Source organism: Enterobacter sp. AG326, assembly GCF_004362415.1.
GTDB classification, from domain to species: Bacteria; Pseudomonadota; Gammaproteobacteria; order Enterobacterales; family Enterobacteriaceae; genus Enterobacter; species Enterobacter asburiae.
In genome coordinates, this window is the sequence record NZ_SNXG01000002.1 from 809,940 (window position 1) to 835,528 (window position 25,589).

Below are 25,589 nucleotides of genomic sequence, written 5' to 3' on the forward strand. Positions count from 1 at the left end.
TAAAAGAGACATTGCTATGCAACATATCATTGAAGGTTTTCTCAGCTTTCAAAAAGAGATTTTCCCGCAACGTAAAGAACTCTTCCGCAGTTTAGCGTCCAGCCAGAATCCCAAAGCGCTGTTCATCTCATGCTCCGACAGCCGTCTGGTCCCGGAACTGGTCACCCAGCAAGAGCCAGGACAACTCTTTGTCATTCGTAATGCTGGCAACATCGTACCGCCTTTCGGGCCGGAGCCTGGCGGCGTGTCCGCTACTATCGAATACGCCGTGGTGGCGCTGGGCGTGACGGATATCGTGATTTGCGGTCACTCCAACTGTGGCGCGATGAAGGCGATTGCCGATAACGCGAACCTGGAACCGATGCCTGCTGTGTCACACTGGCTGCGCTATTCTGACGCGGCGAAAGCCGTGGTAGAGAAGAAAACCTGGGATAAGCCGATCGATAAGGTCAATGCGATGGTGCAGGAGAACGTGTTTGCGCAGCTGAGCAACATTAAGACCCACCCGTCCGTCGCGGTGGGCCTGCGTAATAACTCCATCCGACTGCACGGCTGGGTGTACGACATTGAAAGCGGCAAAATTCTTGCCCTGGATAAAGAGACGAAAACCTTCGTTTCGCTGTCTGAAAACCCGGAAGTCTTCTTCGAGTAATCCGCGACAGCAGGGCATGGAAGCCCTGTCAGTTCTCAATATACGGTAATCTGCGCCGCGATCCGGACGCGGGTTTTTCCGCCGCTTTCGCCATTGCTTGTGCAATCTCTGCACACTCCGCCAGCCCCTGAACGAAGGGTCGATCGTGCATCAGCCACGGTATCGCGCCGAAGGCGATGCGACCGCGAACGGCGTCAGGCGCATTTAAGGTGTAATCCTCACCGACGTCCGGTATCTCTTCGCCCGTGGCTTCCAGCTGTTTGCGCAGCGTCGGAAAGGGCAGATCCTTCGTTTTGAGCGGCTTCTGCCCGCGCGCATCAATAAACACGTCGAAGCGGTAAACGGTCTCTTTTGTGGTGATTACCGTGCGATCGCTGCCAACGTCCAGCGCGTAATCGTCACCGAGCGTCGCCACGCTGATGATGCCGGCTTCGCGAAGCGCGAGCAGCCTGCGGATAGACTGCGGAGGAATGGCCGCATAGTTGTCGATAAATACGCGGGCGAGGCCTTGCTTAAAGCGCTCTCTGTCCCGTTCGTTGAGGTGGGGAACAATCTCCTGAACCACCTCATGCAGCCGAAGCACGGTATAGCGCCAGGCTACGGTGCGCCGCTCGCGTTTGTTTCGCTCCACCTCGTTGAGATTTTCTTCCGCCCAGGTAAAGGGGCCGTGCCGTTTACGATCCTCAAACCAGGCCTCACGAATGCTGTCCGCGTTCTGCTTATGCAGCGATATTTTCTCGCACCACGTCGGGTCAGCGAGCTGAAGCTCTTTGACCATCAGGGTAAAGATGCGATCCAGCAGGCCATCCGATCCTTTGGCAATCTCGCTTTCAGCCGCGCCTTCGGTCAATACCGACAGCGGTTCGTAGGGGATAGGGCAGTAAAAATCGGCTTCCGGCAGAATGCCCGTCCGGGACATCAGGACAATCTTCAACGCGTCGCTGCCTTTATCCAGCACGAATTTATCATCACGAAATTCACCGTGCTGCATCACTACCGCCATGGCCGCGTCGAGACCGCTTAACGATGTCCCCATAATACCGACGCGGCAGGGAGGGATACTGGCGTCCATCAGACCGGACCACGGGCTTGGGAAGAACGTGCGCGTAGCTTCATCCTCTTCTGGCCAGACGTGGCCGGTGGCGATAACCGCAAGGTCGAATTGTTCGGGCAAGACGCTGCCGTTTACGGAAAGCGTAACGCCGGTTGTCGTGGGAATGATGTCAGTGACCTTCGCAGATTCATGGACATCAACGTTGAATCCCAGCTTTTTTGCCTCTTTTACGATGGAAAGAAAGCTGTCGCGGAAATACTCGCCCAGCAGGAGTCGGGGCAGGAACTGTCGGTCATGCAGGCGGGCTTTATCAACCTTAAAACGCGCAAGATGGGCGTCACTCTGTTCCTTGAGCCAGTCGAGGTAGGTGATAAAAATGGGCGGGATTTCAATGCTCGCAATGTTCGCCAGCATCAGCCGGGAATTATCGTCGTCGTTATAGGGCATACCCACGCCAGCGTCTTCGGATTGTTCAAAGATGGAAACTGAGAGCGGCGTGCTGTTTTTAAGGAGATGATAAAAAGTATAAATCCCTGTGGGGCCGGAGCCGATAATCGCGATTTTCTTCATCGACGGTCTTCCTGTTTTTTTTCCATAAGAAAAGCGTAGCAGGAGAATAATGATGAAAATAAAGGATTAGGAAAATTCAGGATATCAGAAGAGGATTTGCACCATTTCAGGACTGAAATGGTGCGTCCGAGTGGACTCGAACCACCGACCCCCACCATGTCAAGGTGGTGCTCTAACCAACTGAGCTACGGACGCAGAATGGTGCGTTCAATTGGACTCGAACCAACGACCCCCACCATGTCAAGGTGGTGCTCTAACCAACTGAGCTATGAACGCAACGTGTTGTCGGTGACAACGGGGACGAATATTAGCGGCACAGCACCGAGGTGGCAAGAGGGAAAATGCATTTTTCTCTCTGATTTCACGCGATTGCTTCATTACCGCGCAAAGTGAAGAGAAAGTAGCCGCCGGGCGGCGGCTACCGCGTCGTTAACGTGCCGCGCGCTGCAAAATGACCGTTGATGGCTGGCGTTGCAGGAAGCGCATTCGCATCATCATCATAATCGCCGCCGACGTCAGGCCGATGATAAAGCCCATCCAGAACCCTGCCGGACCCATGCGCTCAACCACTAAGTCAGTCAGGGCCAGAATATAGCCAGCCGGCAGTCCCAGCACCCAGTAGGCGATAAAGGTGATAAAGAAGATGGAGCGCGTGTCTTTATATCCGCGCAGCACGCCGCTGCCAATCACCTGAATGGAGTCGGAAATCTGGTAAATCGCGGCCAGCAGCATCAGGTGCGAGGCCAGCGCCACCACTTCCGGGTTGTCGTTGTAGAGCAGGGCGATCTGCTCGCGTAATGCAACGGTAAAGAGCGCCGTACAGACAGCCATGCACACGCCGACGCCCAACCCGGTCCGGGCGGCTGTTTGCGCATCCAGCGTTGAGCCCTGGCCCAGGCGGAAGCCGACGCGGATCGTCACCGCCGCCGCCAGCGACATCGGCAGGACGAACATCAGGGAGCTGAAGTTCAGCGCAATCTGGTGCCCGGCCACGTTCACAATGCCCAGCGGGGAGACCAGCAGGGCGACTACGGCAAAAAGGGTCACCTCAAAGAACAGCGCGAGGGCGATCGGCAACCCTAACTGCACCAGACGCGTCATGATGTTCCAGTCCGGCGTGCTAAATCTTTTCTCGTTGCGAATATCGCGCATGGAGCGGGCGCGTTTTACAAAGGCGATCATGGAGAAGAACATCACCCAGTAAACGGCTGCCGTCGCCACGCCGCAGCCGACGCCGCCGAGCTCCGGCATCCCGAAATGACCGTAAATAAAGACATAGTTCACCGGAATGTTGACCAGCAGGCCGATAAAGCCCATCACCATCCCGGGCTTGGTTTTCGCCAAGCCCTCACACTGGTTACGCGCTACCTGGAAAAAGAGGTAGCCGGGCGCACCCCAGAGCAGGGCGCGCAGATAGCCCACGGCTTTATCAGCCAGTGCCGGGTCAATGTTATGCATAGCGCGAATGATGTGGCCCGCGTTCCAGAGCACGACCATGATCAGCACGGAGACAAACCCTGCCAGCCAGAAACCCTGACGGACCTGATGGGCAATGCGCTCGCGACGACCCGAGCCATTGAGCTGAGCGATAACCGGCGTGAGCGCGAGCAGCAGACCGTGGCCGAACAGGATGGCCGGAAGCCAGATTGACGTGCCGATAGCAACGGCCGCCATATCGGTGGCGCTGTAGCCACCTGCCATTACCGTATCCACAAATCCCATTGCGGTCTGGGCCACTTGCGCGACGATCACTGGTATAGCCAGTGCCAATAGCTGGCGCGCTTCATTCATGTACTTCTGCACGTGAACACCTTTATTTTGTTGTTATTTGAGAGACTAAAAAAGCCGCCGAAACGGGCAGCAAGAAGAAAATGCAGGGGGGTGCCAGCTATTGTAGCGGGCTTTAGCTATTTATCTAGTGAAAAAATCGCCAGAAAATGCGCTCCGCTGGCAACCTCTTTTTCCAACTGTTATTGTGGTGGGATTAAACGGTGTCACCACCGTCCGGAAAAAACAGGAGTTGTAAGCATGTTTACTGGTATTGTGCAGGGCACCGCCAAAGTGGTGTCCATTGATGAAAAACCTAATTTCCGTACTCATGTTGTTGAGCTGCCGGAATATATGCTTGAGGGTATTGAAACCGGCGCGTCGATTGCTCACAACGGCTGCTGCCTGACCGTTACCGAAATTAACGGCAACCAGATTAGCTTTGATTTAATGAAAGAGACGCTGCGCATCACCAACCTGGGCGAGCTGGCGGTGGGAGATACCGTCAACGTTGAGCGGGCGGCAAAGTTCAGCGATGAGATTGGCGGGCACCTGATGTCCGGCCACATCATGACCACCGCTGAAGTGGCAAAAATCGTGACCTCGGAAAATAACCGTCAAATCTGGTTTAAAATGCAGGATCCTTCATTAATGAAATACATCCTCTATAAAGGATTTATTGGCATTGATGGGATTAGCCTGACGGTGGGTGAAGTAACGCCAACGCGTTTTTGCGTGCATTTAATTCCTGAAACGCTGCAGCGCACCACGCTGGGCGCCAAAAAACTGGGGCACCGCGTGAATATTGAAATCGATCCGCAAACCCAGGCGGTGGTGGATACGGTTGAGCGCGTGCTGGCAGCAAAAGAAGCGGCAATAATAAAGACCGCCGCAGAAGAAGAATAAAAAATAACCCCGGGTATCCGGGGTTATTTTTTAGCGTGCGACACGTAGTCCGTGTTCAATCCCACGGCTGAATACCACCTGCCAGAGCTGAATATCCCGTGCGCGAAACGCCCCCGCGCAGGCATTCAGATAATAGCTAAACATCCGCCTGAATCGTTCAGAATAGTTGTCCGCAATCTCAGGCCAGGTCTCCTGAAAACGCGCGTGCCAGGCCATCAACGTGGTGTCGTAATCCGCGCCAAAGTTATGCCAGTCTTCCATCACGAAATGGGGTTCACTGGCGTTGGCAATCTGGCGGACGGACGGTAAACAGCCATTCGGAAAGATGTATTTGTTGATCCACGGGTCGACGTTATTGTCGGTCCGCTTAGAGCCGATGGTGTGCAGCAGGAAGATGCCGTCCGGTTTCAGATTCCGATCCACCACCTCAAAATAGGTAGCGTAGTTTTTCGGCCCGACGTGCTCGAACATGCCGACGGAAACGATCCGGTCAAACTGTTCGTTCAGGTCACGGTAGTCCTGCAGCCGGATATCCACATCGAGGCCCTGGCAGCGTTCCCGCGCCATTTTTTGCTGTTCCGCTGAAATCGTCACGCCGACGACGCTGACGCCATAGTGCTTCGCCATAAAATACGCCAGCCCGCCCCAGCCGCAGCCGATATCCAGCACGCGCATACCGGGCTGGAGCTGTAGCTTCTCGCTAATCAGACGCAGCTTGGCCTGCTGTGCCTCTTCAAGCGTCGACGCCTCTTTCCAGTAGGCGCAGGAGTACTGCATGAAAGGGTCCAGCATACGGCTGAACAGGTCGTTGCCAAGATCGTAGTGTTCTTTACCTACGATCCACGCGCGCTTTTTACTTTGCAGATTGAACAGTCGGGAAGAGGCGACGCGCAGGGTGTCTTTGAGATTGCGAGGGAGTTGATTTTCAAGACCGGCACGCAGCACGCTGGCGAAAAAGGTGTCCAGACGTTCGCACTCCCACCAGCCGTCCATATAGCTTTCTCCCAGGCCTAACGATCCCTCCCGCAGCACGCGTTTAAAAAAGTCGGGATGTTTAACCTGCGGATCGGATGGCGATGATCCATTGATAGTGATGCCTGCTCGACCTAACAGTTCACTGACGATCCGGGACCAGTTGTCGTCCGGAACGCTGACTTCTTCTATACACGATGAACTCATAGCTTCTCCATCACCCTACTGTGATCAGAACCTTAAAACAGCGTAGACGCTTTTTTTGGTTTGTGAGAAATCTCACGGTAAATACCGCGAGGCTAGTATCCGACGTAGAACAGAGGAAGGGAGATAACCCTTGCCGAAATGCCTTCCATGGTAAAACGGGAGCGCTCCGGCTCCCGTTAACACTTAATATTTATCGTATTTAATCGAACCAAATTTAGTATAGGCCTCAAAATTTGGTGATTCAATAGAAAATTCTTAGCAACCTAATCACTGAAAATTAACATGATTTCTGGCGCAATCAGGCATGTGACGTTTCAACCTGAGCACTCTTTTCCTGCTCACGCTGCGCGGAGGCCTGCATGCGATAGCCCAACACCGCCAGCGCAACGGTCACCAGCATCACGCTGGTAGTGGTCAGGAGCGGCGTGGCAATCAGCGCCGATACCACCAGGCTTGCCAGGAAGCACAGCCCCAGCTGCAGGGTGTTCTGCAGCGCGGCGGCGCGGCCTGTCGCCTGCGGGAAGGGACGCAGCGCCTGGGCTACGACAATCGGGTAAATCGCCCCGTTCGCGACGGCCATCACGCAGAATGGGATCAAAATTTCGGCCAGACCGGCACCCGGAATAAAGCCAACGGCCCAGGTCCCGATGACGCTCAGCGCATACAGCACCAGCAGCCACGGCAGCATCTGCTGACCTTCCCACTTTTGAAGCGCCGCGCGGCAGCCGTACCCGCCCACCAGGAACGCGATGGTCTGCGGAACATAGCTCAGGCCGATGGCTGCCGGGCTGTAGCCCATATCGTGCAGAATGAATGGCGAACCGGTGAGCCACGCGAAGAAGCTTGCCGAGCAGGCGGCATAGATCAGGACATTACCGCGATACGCTTTGGTGCTGAGCAGGGAAGTGAAGGTAATCGGCTTCGCGTCAGCATGCGCTTCTTTTTTATGCGCGGGCTTGAGGGCGAACGCCGGCAGCATCAGTACCAGGGTAATGGCAAACAGCGTGGCGAAGATGGCCTGCCAGTCGAAATGCGCGAGGATCCAGCTGCCCAGCAGAGGGGCGAGGGCAGGTGAGAGACCCACAAGTGGCATAATGGTGGCGAAAATACGGTTTGTGCGGTTAGCCGGGTAATAGTCGGTGACCAGCGCCTGCCAGGTCACGGCCGCGGCACAGACGCCCACGGCCTGAATAAAACGCAGCACCAGCAGCCAGGTGGCATCGCGTACCCATAACATCCCCAGGCAGCCCACGGCAAAAATGGCCAGGCCCAGCAGCAGTACCGGTTTACGACCAAAGCGATCCGAGAGCGGTCCCCAGAGAAGCTGTGCGAAAGCAAAACCGGCGAGGAATAAACTCAGGCTGGCGCTGATGGCGGCGGCAGGCGTTTGCAAATCTTCCTGCATGGCGGCAAACGCCGGCAGGTACATATCGGTGGCCAAAAAGCCCAGCACGCTTAAGCCGCCGAGCCAGACTAAAAAACCGTTCCTGGGTTGCATTATTTTATTCTCCTGAGGAGGCAGGTATACATTGGCGCTGAGTGTAGGGAGTGCAAAGCCGCTTGTGAAACGCTAATATTTGGCGGGTGCATTCAAATTTTTTGCAGGCAGAAAATGTGGTCAGATTATTCTCTTGAAGTGGTCGATGCTGTTGCGCGTAACGGCAGCTTTAGCGGTGCGGCGCAGGAGCTGCACCGCGTCCCTTCGGCAATCAGCTACACGGTGCGTCAGCTGGAGGAGTGGCTGGCGGTTCCGCTGTTTGAACGGCGGCATCGTGATGTGGAATTAACGCCCGCAGGCGCGTGGTTTTTGAAGGAAGGGCGTTCTGTTATCAAAAAAATGCAGATCACCCGCGAACAGTGTCAGCAGATCGCTAACGGCTGGCGGGGACATCTTTCCATCGCCGTGGATAATATCGTTAAGCCAGAGCGCACCCGGCAGATGATCGTCGATTTCTACCGTCATTTTTCTGACGTCGAGCTGCGGGTCTCGCAGGAGGTGTTCAACGGCGTCTGGGATGCGCTGGCGGACGGCAGGGCAGAGATGGCGATTGGGGCCACGCAGGCGATCCCGGTTGGGGGACGTTACGCCTTTCGCGATATGGGGATGCTGAGCTGGAAGTGCGTGGTGGCAAGCGATCATCCGCTGGCGGCGATGGAAGGGCCGCTGAGCGATGATACGCTGCGCAACTGGCCGTCGCTGGTGCTGGAGGATACGTCCCGTTCATTGCCGAAGCGTATCACCTGGCTTCTGGACAACCAGCGGCGGGTGGTAGCCCCTGACTGGGAATCGTCGGCGACGTGCCTCAGCGCCGGACTGTGCGTCGCAATGGTGCCCGTTCATTTCGCGCGTCCGCGCATCGATACAGGAGAGTGGGTTGAGCTGACGCTGGAGAATCCGTTCCCGGATGCGGCCTGCTGCCTCACATGGCAACAAAATGATGTCTCGCCTGCGATGGCCTGGCTGCTGGATTATCTGGGAGACAGCGAAACGCTAAACCGGGAATGGTTACGGGAGCCAGCATAGCTGGCCCCGTAAAGCGATTAACGACGGTAGTCGCGGAACGGACCGTCCGCTACGGAACGGCGTTCGATAAGACGCGGGTGAACTTCAATGGACTGCGACTCTTCACGCTTGTTGACGATTCTGTCCATCAGCATATTGAAGGCCGTTTCGCCCAGCGAATCTTTCGGCTGGTGAATGGTGGTCAGCGCTGGCGTGAAGAAACGCGCGTTACGCACGTTGTCATACCCGATCACGGAAATATCCTGCGGGACGCGCAGGCCCAGCTCGTCGGCAGCGCAGAGCGCGCCCATGGCCATGATGTCGCCTCCGCAGAACACGGCGGTAGGACGGTGCGGCTGGGAGACGATCTGCTGCATCGCGCGGTAGCCCGATTCCGGCTCAAAGTCGCCCTGCACAATCCAGTTTTCCGGCACGTTGATCAGCGCTTCTTCCATCGCTTTCATAAAACCGGCCAGACGGCCCGCGCCGGTGTTGCGCTCCAGCGGACCGGGGATCACGCCAATCTCGCGGTGACCGCGTTCGATCAGATAGCGACCGGCCATATAGCCGCCTTCAAAGGCGTTATCGATAACGGAATCGGTGAAATCCGCGCGCGCTTCGCCCCAGTCCATCACCACCATCGGAATATGGCGATACTCTTCCAGCATCGACAGCACGGACTCCGGATACTCGGAACACATCACCAGCAGGCCATCAACGCGCTTTTGCGCCATCATCGACAGGTAGGCACGCTGTTTTTCAATGCTATTCCACGCGTTGCCCAGAATCAGGGTATAGCCTTTCTGGAAGCAGTTCTTTTCGACCGCTTCAATGATCTCGGCAAAATAGGCCGCTTCACTGCTGGTCGCCAGCAATCCAATGGACTTGGTGTGATTAACCTTGAGGCTACGCGCAACCGCACTTGGCGAATAGTGCAGCTCTTTGATCGCTGCCCAGACGGCGTTGCGCGTCTCTTCCGCCACAAAGCGGGTTTTGTTAATTACATGTGATACGGTTGTAGTGGAAACGTTTGCGCGTTTTGCTACGTCTTTAATTGTTGCCATTAAATGTCACTCCAGACCATATCCTAAGCTCCTGAAAAACATGAAGGTAAACGTTTGCCTTCTCTCACCCTTATCTCGCAATCTTGAATTGCGGCACGCCGGGAAAACGACACGGGACGTCAGGAGGGGGTCAATGGCCGGTACGCTAATAAATTTAGCGTGGAATTTTGTCCTATCTTGATGAAAAGGGGAAGAGGTAAAGTGGTTATCAGTATAAATCCAGGAAGATTTTTGACGTAATCTGTGCAAAAATGAGCAAGCTCACTTTTCGTGTGGGGATTAAAAGGAGAAAAATTGATGAGTTCCGATCTTAAGTTTTCGCTGTTCACCACCGTTGTTGTGCTGGCTCTGATTGTTGCGGCCGGTCTGACGGCTGCGCTGCACTGATTTACGCGGAGGGAGAGCCTTCTCCCTCCCGACTCCCCGGATTGTTACTTCTCTGGCAAAAATCTTTTGCCATTTTGTTAACTTCTCATTTTTTGTGATTGATGTCATGCTTTCCGCTTCTTTGTTCTGTGTCACCACATGACACGGCATCCGGAGTTGACGCATGAAAATCAATTTTCCCCTGCTGGCCCTGGCGATTGGCGCTTTTGGGATTGGCACCACTGAATTCTCCCCGATGGGGTTACTGCCTGTTATTGCCCGGGGCGTAGATGTCTCTATCCCTGCGGCAGGGATGTTAATCAGCGCCTACGCTATCGGCGTGATGGTCGGGGCGCCGTTGATGACGCTTCTGCTTTCGCACCGCGCGCGCCGCAATGCGCTGATTTTCCTGATGGCGATTTTCACCCTGGGCAACGTGCTTTCGGCCATTTCGCCGGACTACACCACATTGATGCTGTCACGCATTCTGACCAGCCTTAACCACGGCGCGTTCTTTGGGCTGGGGTCGGTCGTGGCTGCCAGCGTGGTGCCAAAACATAAGCAGGCGAGCGCCGTGGCAACCATGTTTATGGGGCTGACGATTGCCAACATCGGCGGGGTGCCTGCGGCAACCTGGCTGGGGGAAGCGATCGGCTGGCGTATGTCCTTCCTGGCGACTGCCGGGCTTGGCGTGGTTGCAATGGTGGCGCTGTTCTTCTCCTTGCCGAAAGGCAGCGCGGGGGAACGTCCTGACGTGCGCAGAGAACTGTCGGTGCTTATGCGCCCGCAGGTGCTCTCCGCGCTGCTCACCACCGTATTGGGGGCAGGGGCGATGTTTACCCTCTACACCTATATTTCACCGGTATTGCATGATATTACCCACGCAACGCCACTCTTTGTGACCGCAATGCTGGTGCTGATTGGCGTGGGCTTCTCGATTGGCAACTATCTCGGCGGGAAATTTGCCGACCGTTCCGTAAGCGGGACGCTGAAGGGCTTCTTAACCCTGCTGATTGTCATCATGGTTGCCATTCCGTGGCTTGCGCGTAATGAGTTTGGGGCCGCGATTGCGATGGTCGTCTGGGGAGCCGCCACCTTTGCCGTGGTGCCGCCGCTGCAGATGCGCGTAATGCGTGTCGCGCATGAGGCGCCGGGACTTTCATCTTCCGTGAATATCGGTGCGTTTAACCTGGGTAATGCCCTGGGCGCCGCGGCCGGTGGAGCCGTGATTTCAGGTGGTCTGGGGTACAGCTTTGTGCCGGTGATGGGGGCGATTATTGCCGCGCTCGGCCTGCTGCTGGTGGTGATGTCGGGTCGTAAACAGCCTGAAGCAGCCTGCGCTGCGGAATAAACCAAAAACGCAGAAGGGCGAACCCTTCTGCGTATCTCTTACGCGGCGAAGTTCTTCGCGACAAAGTCCCAGTTAACCAGTGCCCAGAAGTGCTCCAGGTAGTTCGGGCGCGCGTTGCGGTAATCAATGTAGTAAGCGTGTTCCCACACGTCCACGGTCATCAGCGGCTTCGCGCTGGTGGTCAGCGGGGTACCTGCGTTTGAAGTGGACACGATAGCCAGTTTGCCATCCGCCTCTTTAACCAGCCACGTCCAGCCAGAACCGAAGTTCTTGATGGCTGCATCGGTAAATTTCGCTTTAAAATCCGCGAAGCTGCCAAATGCGGTGTTGATAGCGGTAGCCAGTTCACCGACAGGTTCACCGCCGGCATTCGGTGCCAGGCAGTGCCAGTAGAAGGTGTGGTTCCACACCTGAGCAGCGTTGTTAAAGACGCCACCCTCTGAGCTGCGGACGATCTCTTCCAGCGTTTTGCCTTCAAAATCGGTGCCCTTGATCAGATTATTCAGGTTGGTGACGTAAGTCTGGTGATGCTTGCCGTAATGATATTCCAGGGTTTCCGCAGAAATGTGCGGTGCCAGGGCGTCTTTTGCATACGGTAGTGCAGGTAATTCGAACGACATTGCTTCTCTCCTTATTGTATTTTGTGTTGCCAATAACCACACAGACAACATGGACAGGATAGCAAATTGAAAGGGTATGCAAAAGAGGAACTTACCCTGCCACGGATGTGGCAGGGCAGGGGTTAGCGAATGGTTTTCGGCGTCATCACGCGACGCGCGCCGACGTAGTGGCGTACCCAGTAGTCTTCACTGAGAGAGGTGATCTGAATATCCTGGCCGCTACGCGGTGACTGGATGAATTTCCCATTGCCGACATACACGCCGACGTGGTCAGCCGTGCCGCGACCCTGAGTGCGGAAGAACACCAGATCGCCGTTTTCCAGCTCACCGCGGTCAACCGGTGAGGCATCGCGCAGGTGGTACATCTCATTGGCGGTACGAGGAATGCGGAATTTGACCAGATCTTTATAGGCGTAATAGACGAGGCCGCTGCAGTCAAAACCGGTACGCGGCGAGCTGCCACCCCAGTGATAAGGTTTGCCAATCTGCCCCATCAGTTTGTTCATCGCGGTTTTTTGCGCTTTCTGTACACGCACTTTATGCACTTCCGCTATTTTCGTGACCTTCGTGCATTTCGCCTTGTGGCCTTTACGCGTGATGCATTTTTCAGTAACGAGGTTAGCGGCGGTTTGCGAAGCTTTACTTTTGGAGGAGTGTGCAGTGCGGGAAGGTTTTGTTTTCGTCTTGCTGGAAGCGGTCTGTTTCGTCTGAGCCGGTGTTTTTTTCTTGTCGTTCTTAGCGGTGGTTTTTTTCTTACGTTCTGTGGCTTTCACCAGATGGTTTTTTTGTACAGCAGAATGCCGCGCCTGCTGAGAGGCGTTTGCCACTGGCGTGAAAGTGAGTGAAGTAAACAGTAAAGCACAGAGCGTGATCGAGATTTTATTTATCCGCGCCACTGGGCAGTCCCCTGATAAATGCAGGTCATCAATAATACCCGCGTGTGATTTACAAAGCCCGTCGATTCTAATCTATAAAAACCCAGAAAGTTAATAGCATTTTTCAATCTACAATCCTGTTTCGTTAGCAAGTGCAAAAAAATTCATCGTTCTGTCGCACATTTGCCCACTCCTTAAGCAAAACCCTGACTGCCGCAGGGGTAAACACCATTTGCAATGCAACTTTTCGTGACTCGGGGTAGAATGTATAAACGTGACAAAAATGTTATTTTCCGATGCCAGTCTGAACCGCTACAATGTCAGACGAATGCCGTAACAGAAGTTAAAGGAAGCAAGACATGAGCACCACTATTGAAAAAATCCAGCGCCAGATCGCTGAAAACCCGATTCTGCTGTATATGAAAGGTTCTCCGAAGCTGCCAAGCTGCGGCTTCTCCGCACAAGCGGTTCAGGCGCTGTCAGCCTGTGGTGAGCGTTTTGCTTACGTTGATATCCTGCAGAACCCGGACATCCGCGCTGAGCTGCCTAAGTACGCTAACTGGCCGACTTTCCCACAGCTGTGGGTTGACGGTGAGCTGGTTGGCGGCTGCGATATCCTGATTGAAATGTATCAGCGCGGCGAACTGCAGCAGCTGATCAAAGAGACGGCGGCGAAGTACAAAACCGAAGAGCCGGACGCAGAGTAATTTTCTGCGCAAATAAAAAAGCGACCTGATAAGGTCGCTTTTTTTTATTCTTCGCTGTCGCCCATCGGCAGCGGCCAGCCGCCCAGACGCTTCCAGCGGTTGACGATCTCACAGAACAGCTCTGCGGTGCGCTCCGTGTCGTATAAAGCGGAATGCGCCTGCGTACCGTCAAAAGGTATACCCGCCGTGATGCAGGCTTTAGATAACACCGTTTGTCCCAGAGCCAGGCCGCTCAGCGCGGCGGTGTCGAAGGTCACAAAAGGATGGAAGGGGTTGCGTTTAAGCGCGGCGCGCTCCGCGGCGGCCATGGTAAAGCTGTGATCGAAGGTGGCGTTATGGGCCACCATGATGGCGCGGCTGCAGTTACTCTCTTTCATGCCTTTACGTACCATTTTGAAAATGGCGTGCAGCGCATCATATTCACTGACTGCACCACGCAGCGGGTTATGCGGATCGATACCGTTAAACGCCAGCGCTTCCGGCTGTAAGTTTGCCCCTTCGAAAGGTTCAACGTGGAAATGCAGCGTGGTGTCCGGTGTAAGCCAGCCCTGTTCATCCATCTTCAGCGTGATGGCGGCAATTTCGAGCAGCGCATCGGTTTTAGCGTTAAATCCGGCTGTTTCTACATCAATGACAACGGGATAAAAACCACGAAAACGGTCGCACAGACCGCTAAATTGAGCGTTATCGGACATCAGGGTCTCTTACAAGGGGAAAAAGCAGAGCGCATTATGGCAAATTTTGCAGGGTGATGCAGTAAAACTACGGGCGCATGTTGCGCCCTAAGGGATCAGTTGCCCAGACCGCGACCCGCGTCTTTGGCTTCAATCAGCTCGATTTTGTAACCATCCGGATCTTCCACGAACGCAATCACGGTGGTGCCGCCTTTTACCGGGCCCGCTTCGCGCGTCACGTTACCGCCGTTGCTGCGAATGCGCTCACACGCTTCGGCCGCGTTGTCCACTTCCAGCGCGATGTGGCCGTAGGCGGTGCCCAGCTCATAGCTGTCTACGCCCCAGTTATAGGTCAGCTCGATCACCGCTTCATCCGTTTCCGGGCCGTAACCCACGAACGCCAGCGAGTATTTGTATTCCGGGTTTTCGCTGGTGCGCAGCAGCTTCATGCCCAGGACGTTAGTGTAGAAATCAATGGAACGTTGCAGGTCGCCAACGCGCAGCATGGTGTGAAGTAGGCGCATAATTTCCTCATTAACCAATAGAATAGACTGTCTTTTTGAACAGAAACGATGTTTTAGTATAGCGGCGAAGTATCGCCGCTATCAATGAACAACGGCGAGATTACAGAGAAGGGTAGTCGGTGTAGCCTTCCGCGCCGCCGCCGTAGAAGCTTTCCGGGCGCTGCGGGTTCAGGGCCGCTTTTTTCTGCAGACGGGCAACCAGATCCGGGTTGGCGATGTAGTCGCGGCCAAACGCGACGGCATCGATTAGCCCTCTGCCGATCAGATCTTCGGCTTTTTCCGGGGTATAAGCCCCCGCACCGATGATCACCCCGTGGAAACGCTCGCGCACTTTCTGACGGAAAGCGTCCGTGTAAGGTTTACCGCCAGCCCAGTCCGGCTCGGACATGTGCAGATAGGCGATGCCACGTTTTGCCAGTTCTTCGATCAGATAAAGAGCATCGGCTTCTTCGTTTGGACCGTTGTCGACGTTCTGGAAAGAACCGATTGGGGAGACGCGGATCCCGATACGATCCGGGCTCCACTCCTGGCATACGGCATCAACCACTTCCAGCACCAGGCGAGCGCGGTTTTCGACGCTGCCGCCGTACTGGTCGGTGCGGTGGTTAGACGACGGTGACAGGAACTGGTGCAGCAGGTAGCCATGCGCGGAGTGCAGCTCAATCAGGTCAAAACCGGCTTCACGGGCGTTGGCCACGGCCTGGCGGAAGTCGTTCACGATACCCGGGATCTCGTCCAGCTCAAGCGCACGCGGCATAGAGGTATCCACGCGGATCGCATTGCCGTTTTCATCACGCAGGGAAGTACGGGTATTTGCGCTCAGGGCTGAAGCGGAGACCGGTGCCTGGCCGCCAGGCTGAATGCTGCTGTGAGAGATACGACCGGTGTGCCACAGCTGGACCGCAATGCGACCCTCTTCAGCGTGAACGCCCGCGGTGATTTTCTGCCATGCGGCGATCTGTTCCGGGCTGTGAAGACCCGGCGCACCCGCATAACCCTTAGCCTGAGCGGAAATCTGCGTGGCTTCGGTGATGATCAGGCCAGAGCTTGCGCGCTGACGATAGTATTCACCCATCAGTGGGGTTGGGATGTCGCCCGGCTCAATGCTGCGCAGACGGGTAAGCGGAGCCATAAACACGCGGTTTGGCGCAGTGACGGCACCCACTTTCAGTGGGGTAAATAATTTTTCAGCTGACATAAAGACTCCTGAGTAGACCAGTCGACTAGTAGTTGGGTAAATAAAAACGCCTGTTAAATGCCAGGCGCAGTAATGCTGTTTTTCACATGTGCCAGCGCGCTTTCCAGCGGCACGGCACTGCGCGAAATTTTTGCCTGCAGGTTAGCGCCTAGCCAGAGCGCATATAACACCTGCGCCTGGGTTAGCGGCTCGCCGGAAAAGGCCAGCGTTTTTTCATCGCGGCCTTTCTCCAGCGCCTGGGCCAGGAGGGCGATAACGCCGCGGGCACCTTTATCCATCGCCGTGCGCATATCTTCAGAAAGATCGCACACTTCTGCAGACAGCTTAACGGTCAGGCATCCGCTGATAATGCCCTGCTGACAGAACTGGTTCAGCGTTTCCTGATAGTAGTTCAGAACACGATCCCGGTAGTTACCTTCACCTGAAGCAAAGTGGGTCGCCAGACGCTGATGGTAGCCAGCATAATGACGCTCCAGCATCGCTACGCCAAAAGCCTCTTTGGACCGGAAGTAGTGATAAAACGACCCCTTCGGTACCTCAGCGGTTTTTAACAGCTCGCTCAACCCCATACCGGTAAACCCGCGATGCATGCAAAGTCGCTCGCCGGTTGCCAGTAAATGTTCGCGGGTATCGTGTTCAGTATTTCTGCTCATGGCCGCACTCTAATAGACCGTTCGGTCTAATGCAAGCGAGTTTACGGGCGACATGCGCTCAGTATATCCAGCTGCGGTTGATAAACCGTTGATTTCACGTCCATCATACCCAATACGGTTGAGAATAAATTGTCCTGGGAAACCGCATTTTTTGCTGCATGGTCGCGCAAACACTGTTCGTTGATGCCAAAGTTTTTCGCGTAATCCGGTGACAGCCAGAACATAAACGGAATATGCGTTTGCTGCTCCGGCGCCAGCATGTACGGCGTACCGTGCAGATAAATACCGCTTTCACCCAGCGATTCACCGTGATCTGAAAGATAAATCAGGGCGGTGTTCATGCTCGACTGGCGCGCTTTCAGCGCATCGATGGTTTTGCTGACCATGCTGTCGGTATAGAGGATGGTGTTGTCATAGGTATTTATCAGCGCCTGATGATCGCAATCCTGAATCTCATTGGTGTCGCAGGTTGGGGTGAATTTACGGAAGTTGTCCGGGTAACGGCGATAGTATGCCGGACCGTGGCTCCCCATCAGGTGGATAACCAGCACCGTATCTTGCCTCACGCCATCCAGCACGTTGTCCAGACGATAGAAGTTCACGTCGTCAATGCAGGATTTGTCTTTGCAGAACTGATCCAGCTGCCACTGCGTCATGTCGGTATGGGGCACCCGATCGCAGGCACCTTTACAGCCGCCGTCGTTGTCGCGCCACAGCAGGTTGATACCCGCATGCTTGAGCACGTCGAGCAGTCCCTCGCGATGGTGAGCCAGGTCGGCATCGTATTTGCTGCGCGTCATGCCGGAGAACATGCAGGGAACGGAAACCGCGGTTTCGGTACCACACGAGGAGGCCTGCGGGAAGTTAATCACGTCCTGCTTTTTCAGCTCCGGGTTGGTTTCGCGTTCGTAACCGTTCAGGGAGTAGTTTGCCGCGCGCGAGGCTTCGCCGACGACAAGCACCAGAACGGTTTTCTTTTGTTGACCGGTAATCAGTGACCCTTTATGGGCATCTTCACCAATGCGCACCAGCGTTTGATCGCCGGCAAACCAGCGCATCTTGCTGTACTTCACCACGGCGCTGACATAGTTCGCCGGGGTGACCATTTTGACGATGCTTTTGTTATTGCGGAACAGCGACGCGTAATCTTTATAAAACAGCGCGGCAATGAGGATAATCACCAGCAGAGCGCCGAGCATCGCGGCAACGCGCGTCAGCAGCGCGTACCACCATTTTCCGGTACGAATCCGGGTCAACGCCAGCACCACGGAGGGAACGAGGCCGGCTATAACAATCCACAGAATCATCTGCGGGGTCACCAGGGCGGTCGCTTCCTGAGAGTTGGTTTCGAACACGTTCACAATCATGTTCTGATCGATCACCGCGCCATAGGTGTACATAAAGTAGGTTGCCGCGGCGCATCCGATCGTCAATACAATCAGCAGCGGCTTGCGGAGATACGGGATGTTAAGCAGGCTAAAGACAATCACCCAGCCGCAAAATAGCACCAGCGGTACGGAGGCGGCAAAGAGGAAGTCGTGCAGATGGACTGGGCCGATAATGGCCCAGCTGCGCTGGATAAACAGCCCGTTCAGCAGAGTAAAGAAAAGTGCACAGCCCAGAGTAAATTTAATGTCGTTACATTGTAACTTTTTGATTAACCACATCGATCGGTAAACCCGTTATTGTCATGATGGGCCGAGTATAGAGAGGGAAGATTAGTGAAACCTTAATGCCACAAATCTGTGATATAGGCCTTGCACGTGGCGCGATTAACGTCTTCACTGTAGGTGAGAGGTGCTTTCGGGAGGTGAGTGTGGCAGAGCAGCTGGAGTTTTTCCCCATCCAGAGCCCGTGCCGGGGGATTTGTCAGGTCGATGAACGCGGATATTGCCGCGGGTGCATGCGTACCCGCGATGAGCGTTTTAACTGGCAAAACTTTAGCGACACGCAAAAGCAGGAGGTGTTACGCCTCTGCCGACAGCGTCTTCTGCGCAAAATACGCGCAAACAAAGCGGGTGAAACCGAAGAACCCCAGCAACCTTCACTTTTTTAACACGGTAATTGCGTATACTCATGACATTACGTCCTTGAGGAAAATGTTATGGTTCAGCGAATTACCCTTGCCCCCCAGGGGCCAGAATTCTCCCGTTTTGTAATGGGCTACTGGCGTCTGATGGACTGGAATATGTCCCCCCTCCAGCTGGCGAGCTTTATTGAAGAGCACCTTGATTTAGGCATCACCACGGTCGATCATGCGGATATTTACGGTGGCTACCAGTGCGAGGCCGCGTTCGGCGAGGCGCTCAAGCTGGTTCCGGCCCTGCGCGATCGCATGGAGATCGTCACGAAGTGTGGGATTGCCACCACGGCAAAACCTGAACACGCCCTCGGTCATTACATCACCGACAGTGCGCATATCATCAAGAGCGCCGAGCAGTCGCTGGTCAATCTGGCGACCGACCGTATCGACCTGCTGTTAATCCACCGCCCCGACCCGCTGATGGATGCCGATGAGGTGGCGGAAGCCTTCCTGAACCTGCACCAGAGTGGGAAAGTGCGTCACTTCGGCGTCTCTAACTTTACCCCGGCACAGTTTGCGCTGCTTCAGTCGCGCCTGCCGTTTACGCTGGCCACTAACCAGGTTGAGATCTCTCCGGTCCACCAGCCGCTGCTGCTGGACGGTACCCTCGATCAGCTGCAGCAGCTGCGCATTCGCCCAATGGCGTGGTCGTGCCTGGGGGGCGGACGTCTGTTCAATGATGATGAGTTCCAGCCGCTGCGCAACGAGCTTGAAACCATCGCCCGCGAACTGAACGCGGAGAGCATCGAACAGGTGGTTTACGCATGGATCCTGCGCCTGCCGTCAAAACCGCTGCCGATTATCGGTTCCGGCAAAATTGAGCGCGTGCGTTCTGCGCTGGCCGCTGAAGAGCTGCAGATGACCCGTCAGCAGTGGTTCCGCATCCGTAAGGCCGCGCTGGGTTACGACGTACCATAAACCGCCTGAAGGTGACTTTCCGGTCAAATCTTTGCCCCTGGTATACACTTAAGGGGCAAAAAATAACCCGCGGAGGTCATTATGAAGCGTTTTGCTCTGGCACTGGTCACGCTGGTTGTTTGCGCAGGGGCGCAGGCAGCCAGTGACGAAGTGGAAATGAATCTCGTCACCCCACAGGGTGTGGGTCAGTCCATCGGAACGGTGAAAATCACTGAAACCGATAAAGGACTGGAGTTTGCACCCAACCTCAAAGCCCTCCCTCCCGGTGAACATGGTTTCCATGTTCACGCCAAAGGCAGCTGTCAGCCCGCTTTAAAAGAGGGCAAACCGTCGGCGGCGGAAGCGGCAGGGGGTCACCTCGACCCGCAGCATTCCGGCAAGCATGAAGGCCCGGATGGAATGGGGCATTTAGGCGATCTGCCAGTGCTGGTGGTGAATAACGACGGTAAAGCCACCGATCCCGTTGTCGCGCCTCGACTGAAAAAGCTGGATGAGGTGAAAGGCAAAGCGCTGATGATCCATGTCGGCGGCGACAATATGTCCGATCGGCCTAAACCGCTTGGCGGCGGCGGGGCACGCTATGCGTGCGGCGTGATCTGATCCCCAATCGTTCCCGGTGGCGGTGCCTGTTCCAGCTGCGAGAGCGAGCAGTGCAGGCGCCAGATTATCGAGGCCAAATCACGGGCTGCGGGCAAATGATGCTGTGCCAGCGTATCGCAGATCCGCTGCAGTTCATTCAGCGTGGTTTCGAGCGGCCGCTGCTGGACACCGCGCTCGCTCATTACATCGCGCAGCAGGGAGATGCAAACATCACGAACCTGCGACAGCGGATCGGAACGCGTTTCCCACGCACGAAGCTGCCAGACCACGTGCGAGCAGTTCAACAGCACCACGCCCCAGCGCAGCAGCCAGCGCCGGGACAGCGCGTCCTGGCTGTTATTCAGCTGACTGACGTGATGATAGACCAGCGATTCATACTCGTTTTCACCCAGGTGCGGTTTACGGCTGAGCTGGTCGACAAACCCTCTGCGTAACTCCCGAATATGCCTGCGGCTCTTGCGTGCATCGGAGCCGGGACGTAACACCGCAAAAGCCAGCCACGCCAGCCCCACGCCAAGGATCTTTGCCAGGTTATCATTGAGAAAATCGGCGTAATCATAAACCGGTGGATTCGTCACGGAGATAAACGAGCCCATAAAGACAATCAGCTGTCCCCAGAGGCCCGCCAGCTTAGGCATTTGCAGCTTCAGAAGCTGCATGGTGGTTAACAGGGGAAACAGGAAAAGCAGGAACTGCCACAGATCGCTTATCTGCACCATCAGGCCAAACTTCACCACGAAGCTGAAAAGCGACAACAGCACCAGCGTGCGCAGCAGGAGCGTAAGCGAGTTGAACGGCGAGGCCGCGACGGAATAAAGCACGCAGCTGATGGCGGCAAGCGTCAGGGCCGCCGTACCGGACTCCCACTGCGTGGTAATGCTCCACGCCCCCACCAGCATCAGCGCGCAGAAGGTGCGAAAACCGCTCCACAGCGCTTCAAGATAGTCGGTATGGCGCGCAAGTGCCGGGCTGCCGGGGACGTTGAACTCCGTTAATGGGGTCGCGTTTTCGACGGCCGTAATCCAGCGGCTGCTGCGCAGGTACAGCCGGCAAAAGTAATTCAGGCGCTGCCAGAAGGCGCGATGGCGGTAGTCGTACTCATCAACCGGGGCGAGCGGAGCGATAATCCGCGCTACGGTGTAAATGTCCGCATCCGGGCGCGCAAGAGCCGCGAGCAGCGTTTCAATCACGGCTCGGGTATTTTCAGGCGGCGTCGGCCAGTTGAGCAGCATCCGGCGCAGGCTGGAGATGGCGCTGGTCATGCGCAGCTGCTGGTGCAGCAGATAGTTAAGCAGGGTGTTCTGGCGGCGAAAGCGGTAGTGGCTCCAGAACGCCTGAATGCGCAACAGATTCATCGTCAGGATCTGTCCGATAACCTTTTCATGCGCGAGGCGGATATCGTCGCTGGTATCCGGTTGCCACAGCAGACTCGCGTGTTCCAGTAACCGGGTATGCATGGTTTTCAGCGCGGTGATGAGCGCGGTGCCGTCGGATGTGCTGGGGAGGATCATCATCATGAAGCCGCCGCTGAGGATCCCGACAATCACTTCGCAGACGCGCGCCTGGGCTATATCCCACAGCTCGGTGGTGTCGAGCACGTTAACCACCGGAAAGGCGATGATGGCGGCGGTGTAGCCTGCCAACTGGAACGCATAGGCGACGTTATTGGTAAAATGGGCGCAGGCCCAGGTGCAGCACCCCAGCCATGCGGCCATGCTCAGCAGGAACAGCCACGGATCGTTCAGCGTATGGCCGGCGATAATTAGCGCCGCGGTGGCGCCCAGCAGGCTGCCTGCGATGCGGCCAAGACTTTTACTGATCACCCCGCCGACCGTCGGGAAACTCACTACCGCCGCAGACGTCATCGCCCAGTAGGGCTCATCCAGGTTCAGGTAATAAGCCACAGTCAGCGCAAGACACATGGCAATGCCGTTACGCAGCGCGTAGCGCCACTGGGGACGCGTCGCTTTCATCCACGGCGTGTTTTGCCAGGAGAGACCCTGCAGCTTCATCACCGGTTGCCGATGGAGACAGTGCAGGTGGTGCCGGACACAAGGGTAATGTCCTGCGGTAAACGGTCAAACTCCACGCGAACCGGAACGCGCTGGGCCAGACGCACCCAGGGGACGTTCGGCTTTATGTCCGGCACCAGCCCTGAATCCGTTTCAACGCTTTGATCGTAAATGGCGCGGCCAATGCTGGATACGTGACCCTGTAACTTCTGCGAGCCGCTGTAAAGCGTTATTGCGGCTGGAGAACCCTCGCGAATATGTCGAAGCTTGGTCTCTTCGAAATAGCCCACGACGTAGAAGGAGTGGCTGTCGACGAGGGCGAATATCGGTTGTCCCGTGGTAGCATAATTCCCCACGCGGGCCGAGAGGTTGGTCACCCATCCATCAACAGGTGCCGTAATCACGGTTTGGGTCAGTTGCCACTGCGCCTGCTTCAGCGTCGCCTCCGCCACGTTGACGTTAGCCTGCATCGCCTTAACGTTGATATTGGCGGTGTCTAAATCTTCCGCTGAGATGTAGTTTTGCGACAAGTGGCGGCGGCGGTTGGCCTCGTTGTTGGCCTTTGCCAGATCCGACTGGGCTTTAGCCAGCTGCGCCTGGGCGTTCAGGATCGCAATGTGGTACGGGGTGTCGTCGATGCGGAATAAAATGTCTCCCTTTTTGACGAACTGGTTATCCTTAACCAACAGCGTCGTAATACTTCCCGACACCTGAGGGGTAATGCTGACCTGCTCAGCGCGGACTTTGCCATCACGCGTCCAGGGCGACTGCATATAAAAATTCCACATCCACCAGCCCGCAACCAGCGCGAGGGCAAGGACAAACAGGGTGGAAAAGTACTTTAGCGTTTTCAGGGACATATTCACCACACAGTCAAAACGGCAAGGCCCAGGCATACGGAAAGGGCAAACAGGGAAAGATCCATCAGCATGGGATGCCAGATTTCGCCGGAGTACATCCAGTCGCGAAGCAGACGATGCGCGATGAGCCAGAGGATAAAGCCCACCAGAACGGCCTTAAACAGAGGAGGAAAGTAGACTGACGCACCGAAGATCAGGTCCTGAAGGGGTAAACCCTCTGAGCGATGAAAAAACGTCACGGGCAGAAATCCTTTGCAGTGAACAGAATGCCGCGTTGGCTTGTCTTAGTATGATGAAGCATCACAATTCAGTGTAAGTCATACTTTTAAGTTCGATGAATGCAGTATTGCATTTGTTTTGGCAATACAAATGCTGCACACTATTCTAAAATCAGTATAATAACTTAGCAAGCTAATTATAAGGAGATGAAATTGGAATCGCCATTAGGTTCTGATCTGGCAAGGTTGGTACGCGTCTGGCGTGCTCTGATTGACCATCGCCTGAAACCTCTGGAACTCACACAGACGCATTGGGTCACGCTGCACAACATTCATCAGCTGCCGCCCGATCAGTCGCAAATTCAACTGGCAAAAGCGATAGGAATTGAGCAACCGTCGCTGGTACGCACGCTTGACCAGCTGGAAGAGAAGGGGTTGATATCGCGGCAAACCTGCGCCAGCGATCGTCGCGCCAAGCGGATTAAACTCACCGAGAAAGCGGCGCCTATCATCACGGAAATGGAAGCCGTGATCACCAAGACGCGCGGTGAAATCCTGTCTGGTGTTTCACCGGCGGAGCTGGAAATGCTCATCAGCCTCATTGGGCGCCTTGAGCAAAACATCCATGAGCTACAGTCGCGCGACTGACAAACAACAAGGCCTTGCAGCAGCAAGGCCTTTTTTTACTTAAAGACCACCACGCGGTTACGTCCTGTCTCCTTCGCTTCATACATCGCTTTGTCGGCATTTTCCACACAGGTTTCTGCGGCTATTGCGGGCGACGTTGCCGTAAACACCCCCATGCTGATGGTGATTGGCTCCGGTAATTGACCGCCGCTGCTGCTGTTATCGAAGCTGCTGAGATTTAACCTTATGCGTTCCGCCACCTGGTACGCCGCGTCTGATGAGGTGTTGCCCAGCATCAGAACAAACTCCTCACCACCGATACGGGCCGCGATGTCCTGGGGGCGCACGGAATCCATCAGCAGATTAGCGACAAACTGCAGGACCTTGTCGCCCTGAAGATGCCCGTAGGTGTCGTTGATACGCTTGAAGCGATCGAGATCGCTGACGATGACGGAAACCGGGCGGCTGGGTTTGGCGATATCCAGCGCCTGCTTTAACGTTTCATAAAAATAACTGCGGTTATACAGGCGCGTCAGCGGGTCGCGAATGGAGTTCTGGTAAGACTGCTGATACTTAACGTGCGAGTCGCGATACAGCCTGAAAACATCGTAGAGCAGAACAAAAATGATCATCAGCGTGGCGACGGTTTCAAATAAGCGAGCGCGATACCAGGAGATATCTTCAACATGTCCACCCACTAACAGCATTGAGAGCGTGACGATATAGCAGACGCACAGAAAATTACCGCCCACCCAGAATAAGTTGCGTATGAGCGTAATAAACATCAGTGTGGCTAATGTCACCACCCAGAGTGCAATTAATGCAATATTAATGAAGTGGCTCCAGAGAACCATAAATTCACGGGTTTCATTATCCACAAGATCAATGGATAAAAAGGAAGAATGACTGGAATACATCCATGCCAAACCTACTGCAAAGACGGTAAACAGAAACTCGCCGCTCACAATAGCGATATGCGCCAGCCGCGAAAGGGGACAATTGCGCGTGGTATAGAGTATTGCCGAAACGATTATTAGCACCGCCATTAAGAGATGGCGGAACATATAGAAGATCATCGCATCGTTGTAGTTCACCGCGTTGAACTGATAGAGGTCCAGCCAGGCGGGAAAGCTGCACAGCGTTCCGACCATCAGCGATGCCGACCCTGCAAAGGCAAAAGCGAGCGATACCAGATACAACCGTTTTCGGTCACACCAGTATTTCATTGCCATAAAGCAGGCAATAAACAGATCAAACACCAGTAAAAAAATGGTGAGCGTAGGGAACAAGTGAGACGAAAAGGTTGGAACCCATTCGGCAATTTTTGAAAACAGGGCGTGTAATATGCCGATAACAGCAATACAACCTAGACAGAACGAGATATAACGACCCTTTACAGAACGATGATTCGCATACATATACGGTTTTAATGACTTTATAATGAATTAAGGTGAGGGTATTGCGGAGAGTGTAATCAATTAGCACGCTAAATACTTTGCGCAGAAACAATATATGGCGTGGTTAATAATTGGTGAGGTGAATGTATTTTGTAAATGTATTTGTGGGAGTGATAAACAATGTAAATGGATGTGGCCTGATGACCACATC

General features: G+C 55.0%; 26 protein-coding genes and 2 tRNA genes. 10 read left to right on the top strand and 18 right to left on the bottom strand.

What is annotated here, in order from left to right; all coding sequences use genetic code 11:
* The first annotated feature begins 16 nt into the window (after positions 1 to 16).
* On the top strand, positions 17 to 652 hold the full coding sequence (locus DFO52_RS10950) for a carbonic anhydrase (protein WP_023335425.1): 636 nt from the start codon (positions 17 to 19) through the stop codon (positions 650 to 652).
* A 28-nt stretch (positions 653 to 680) separates the two neighbouring features.
* Here the strand turns inward: DFO52_RS10950 and DFO52_RS10955 are convergent, their stop codons facing one another.
* From DFO52_RS10955 to mdtK, 4 genes are all read right to left on the bottom strand, one after another.
* The gene (locus tag DFO52_RS10955; RefSeq protein ID WP_133550368.1) at positions 681 to 2,276 is read right to left on the bottom strand and encodes an FAD-NAD(P)-binding protein; all 1,596 of its coding nucleotides are present in this window, start codon (positions 2,274 to 2,276) and stop codon (positions 681 to 683) included.
* 118 nt (positions 2,277 to 2,394) lie between these two features.
* A tRNA-Val gene (locus DFO52_RS10960) sits at positions 2,395 to 2,471 on the bottom strand.
* A gap of 4 nt (positions 2,472 to 2,475) precedes the next feature.
* Positions 2,476 to 2,552 (bottom strand) — tRNA-Val (locus tag DFO52_RS10965).
* Between the two features lie 153 nt (positions 2,553 to 2,705).
* A complete protein-coding gene (gene mdtK, locus DFO52_RS10970) occupies positions 2,706 to 4,079 on the bottom strand; it encodes an MdtK family multidrug efflux MATE transporter (RefSeq protein ID WP_121931330.1) in 1,374 nt (457 codons plus the stop codon).
* A 225-nt stretch (positions 4,080 to 4,304) separates the two neighbouring features.
* Here mdtK and DFO52_RS10975 point away from each other — a divergent pair, with 225 nt between their 5' ends.
* Positions 4,305 to 4,949, top strand: a complete 645-nt coding sequence (locus tag DFO52_RS10975) for a riboflavin synthase (RefSeq protein WP_023311347.1) — start codon at positions 4,305 to 4,307, stop codon at positions 4,947 to 4,949.
* Between the two features lie 30 nt (positions 4,950 to 4,979).
* Here DFO52_RS10975 and cfa read toward each other — a convergent pair whose 3' ends face one another.
* Together cfa and punC are read right to left on the bottom strand one after the other, a co-directional pair.
* Positions 4,980 to 6,128 carry a cyclopropane fatty acyl phospholipid synthase gene (gene cfa, locus DFO52_RS10980; RefSeq protein WP_029739791.1) on the bottom strand — a complete coding sequence of 383 codons (1,149 nt, stop codon included), beginning with the start codon at positions 6,126 to 6,128 and terminating at the stop codon, positions 4,980 to 4,982.
* 298 nt (positions 6,129 to 6,426) lie between these two features.
* Positions 6,427 to 7,626, bottom strand: coding sequence for a purine nucleoside transporter PunC (punC, locus tag DFO52_RS10985; protein ID WP_133550369.1), 1,200 nt, complete (start codon positions 7,624 to 7,626; stop codon positions 6,427 to 6,429).
* Positions 7,627 to 7,740: 114 nt separating this feature from the next.
* Between punC and punR the strand changes: the two genes are divergently transcribed.
* Positions 7,741 to 8,652, top strand: coding sequence for a DNA-binding transcriptional activator PunR (gene punR / locus DFO52_RS10990; protein WP_023311350.1), 912 nt, complete (start codon positions 7,741 to 7,743; stop codon positions 8,650 to 8,652).
* A 17-nt stretch (positions 8,653 to 8,669) separates the two neighbouring features.
* Here punR and purR read toward each other — a convergent pair whose 3' ends face one another.
* Positions 8,670 to 9,695 (bottom strand): HTH-type transcriptional repressor PurR, encoded by a 1,026-nt coding sequence (purR, locus tag DFO52_RS10995; protein WP_023335431.1) that lies wholly within the window; start codon positions 9,693 to 9,695, stop codon positions 8,670 to 8,672.
* 297 nt (positions 9,696 to 9,992) lie between these two features.
* On the opposite strand from purR, the gene DFO52_RS11000 reads away from it, so the two are divergent.
* Positions 9,993 to 10,082: a YnhF family membrane protein gene (locus tag DFO52_RS11000; protein WP_008500596.1), complete on the top strand. Its 90-nt coding sequence runs from the start codon at positions 9,993 to 9,995 to the stop codon at positions 10,080 to 10,082.
* Between the two features lie 163 nt (positions 10,083 to 10,245).
* Positions 10,246 to 11,412: an MFS transporter gene (locus tag DFO52_RS11005; RefSeq protein ID WP_133550370.1), complete on the top strand. Its 1,167-nt coding sequence runs from the start codon at positions 10,246 to 10,248 to the stop codon at positions 11,410 to 11,412.
* A gap of 38 nt (positions 11,413 to 11,450) precedes the next feature.
* Here DFO52_RS11005 and sodB read toward each other — a convergent pair whose 3' ends face one another.
* Both sodB and DFO52_RS11015 read right to left on the bottom strand, forming a co-directional pair.
* Positions 11,451 to 12,032 (bottom strand): superoxide dismutase [Fe], encoded by a 582-nt coding sequence (gene sodB / locus DFO52_RS11010; RefSeq protein ID WP_047648011.1) that lies wholly within the window; start codon positions 12,030 to 12,032, stop codon positions 11,451 to 11,453.
* Positions 12,033 to 12,154: 122 nt separating this feature from the next.
* Positions 12,155 to 12,928: a C40 family peptidase gene (locus DFO52_RS11015; protein ID WP_029739796.1), complete on the bottom strand. Its 774-nt coding sequence runs from the start codon at positions 12,926 to 12,928 to the stop codon at positions 12,155 to 12,157.
* Positions 12,929 to 13,266: 338 nt separating this feature from the next.
* Between DFO52_RS11015 and grxD the strand changes: the two genes are divergently transcribed.
* Entirely contained in the window at positions 13,267 to 13,614 is a 348-nt protein-coding gene (grxD, locus tag DFO52_RS11020; RefSeq protein ID WP_003832760.1) for a monothiol glutaredoxin 4, read from the top strand.
* 44 nt (positions 13,615 to 13,658) lie between these two features.
* Here grxD and rnt read toward each other — a convergent pair whose 3' ends face one another.
* The 5 genes from rnt to eptA all read right to left on the bottom strand — a co-directional run bounded on the left by rnt (position 13,659) and on the right by eptA (position 18,330).
* On the bottom strand, positions 13,659 to 14,309 hold the full coding sequence (rnt, locus tag DFO52_RS11025; RefSeq protein ID WP_023311355.1) for a ribonuclease T: 651 nt from the start codon (positions 14,307 to 14,309) through the stop codon (positions 13,659 to 13,661).
* A 95-nt stretch (positions 14,310 to 14,404) separates the two neighbouring features.
* On the bottom strand, positions 14,405 to 14,812 hold the full coding sequence (gene gloA, locus DFO52_RS11030) for a lactoylglutathione lyase (RefSeq protein ID WP_013096923.1): 408 nt from the start codon (positions 14,810 to 14,812) through the stop codon (positions 14,405 to 14,407).
* 100 nt (positions 14,813 to 14,912) lie between these two features.
* Positions 14,913 to 16,010 (bottom strand): alkene reductase, encoded by a 1,098-nt coding sequence (locus tag DFO52_RS11035; RefSeq protein ID WP_029739797.1) that lies wholly within the window; start codon positions 16,008 to 16,010, stop codon positions 14,913 to 14,915.
* Positions 16,011 to 16,063: 53 nt separating this feature from the next.
* Complete coding sequence (locus DFO52_RS11040) at positions 16,064 to 16,663, bottom strand: TetR/AcrR family transcriptional regulator (RefSeq protein WP_029739798.1); 600 nt, start codon at positions 16,661 to 16,663, stop codon at positions 16,064 to 16,066.
* A 41-nt stretch (positions 16,664 to 16,704) separates the two neighbouring features.
* Positions 16,705 to 18,330, bottom strand: a complete 1,626-nt coding sequence (eptA, locus tag DFO52_RS11045) for a phosphoethanolamine transferase EptA (protein ID WP_133550371.1) — start codon at positions 18,328 to 18,330, stop codon at positions 16,705 to 16,707.
* A 149-nt stretch (positions 18,331 to 18,479) separates the two neighbouring features.
* On the opposite strand from eptA, the gene DFO52_RS11050 reads away from it, so the two are divergent.
* The 3 genes from DFO52_RS11050 (at position 18,480) to sodC (ending at position 20,264) form a co-directional block, all read left to right on the top strand.
* Positions 18,480 to 18,719 carry a DUF1289 domain-containing protein gene (locus DFO52_RS11050; RefSeq protein ID WP_008500587.1) on the top strand — a complete coding sequence of 80 codons (240 nt, stop codon included), beginning with the start codon at positions 18,480 to 18,482 and terminating at the stop codon, positions 18,717 to 18,719.
* A gap of 48 nt (positions 18,720 to 18,767) precedes the next feature.
* Positions 18,768 to 19,664: an aldo/keto reductase family oxidoreductase gene (locus DFO52_RS11055; protein WP_032638255.1), complete on the top strand. Its 897-nt coding sequence runs from the start codon at positions 18,768 to 18,770 to the stop codon at positions 19,662 to 19,664.
* A gap of 81 nt (positions 19,665 to 19,745) precedes the next feature.
* Positions 19,746 to 20,264 (top strand): superoxide dismutase [Cu-Zn] SodC, encoded by a 519-nt coding sequence (gene sodC / locus DFO52_RS11060; protein WP_045887807.1) that lies wholly within the window; start codon positions 19,746 to 19,748, stop codon positions 20,262 to 20,264.
* Here sodC and DFO52_RS11065 read toward each other — a convergent pair.
* From DFO52_RS11065 to DFO52_RS11075, 3 genes are read right to left on the bottom strand one after another with little or no spacing between them, the layout of a single operon-like run.
* On the bottom strand, positions 20,243 to 22,276 hold the full coding sequence (locus DFO52_RS11065; protein WP_133550372.1) for an FUSC family protein: 2,034 nt from the start codon (positions 22,274 to 22,276) through the stop codon (positions 20,243 to 20,245). The two genes, sodC and DFO52_RS11065, sit on opposite strands and share 22 nt — an antisense overlap.
* Positions 22,276 to 23,136, bottom strand: a complete 861-nt coding sequence (locus DFO52_RS11070; protein ID WP_133550373.1) for an HlyD family secretion protein — start codon at positions 23,134 to 23,136, stop codon at positions 22,276 to 22,278. The genes DFO52_RS11065 and DFO52_RS11070 overlap by 1 nt, the downstream gene beginning before the upstream one ends.
* A gap of 2 nt (positions 23,137 to 23,138) precedes the next feature.
* Positions 23,139 to 23,375, bottom strand: a complete 237-nt coding sequence (locus tag DFO52_RS11075; protein ID WP_032657739.1) for a DUF1656 domain-containing protein — start codon at positions 23,373 to 23,375, stop codon at positions 23,139 to 23,141.
* A 186-nt stretch (positions 23,376 to 23,561) separates the two neighbouring features.
* Here DFO52_RS11075 and slyA point away from each other — a divergent pair, with 186 nt between their 5' ends.
* Positions 23,562 to 24,002, top strand: a complete 441-nt coding sequence (gene slyA / locus DFO52_RS11080; protein ID WP_024909359.1) for a transcriptional regulator SlyA — start codon at positions 23,562 to 23,564, stop codon at positions 24,000 to 24,002.
* A gap of 35 nt (positions 24,003 to 24,037) precedes the next feature.
* Here slyA and DFO52_RS11085 read toward each other — a convergent pair whose 3' ends face one another.
* Positions 24,038 to 25,399, bottom strand: a complete 1,362-nt coding sequence (locus DFO52_RS11085; protein WP_133550374.1) for a GGDEF domain-containing protein — start codon at positions 25,397 to 25,399, stop codon at positions 24,038 to 24,040.
* Between the last annotated feature and the right edge of the window lie 190 nt (positions 25,400 to 25,589).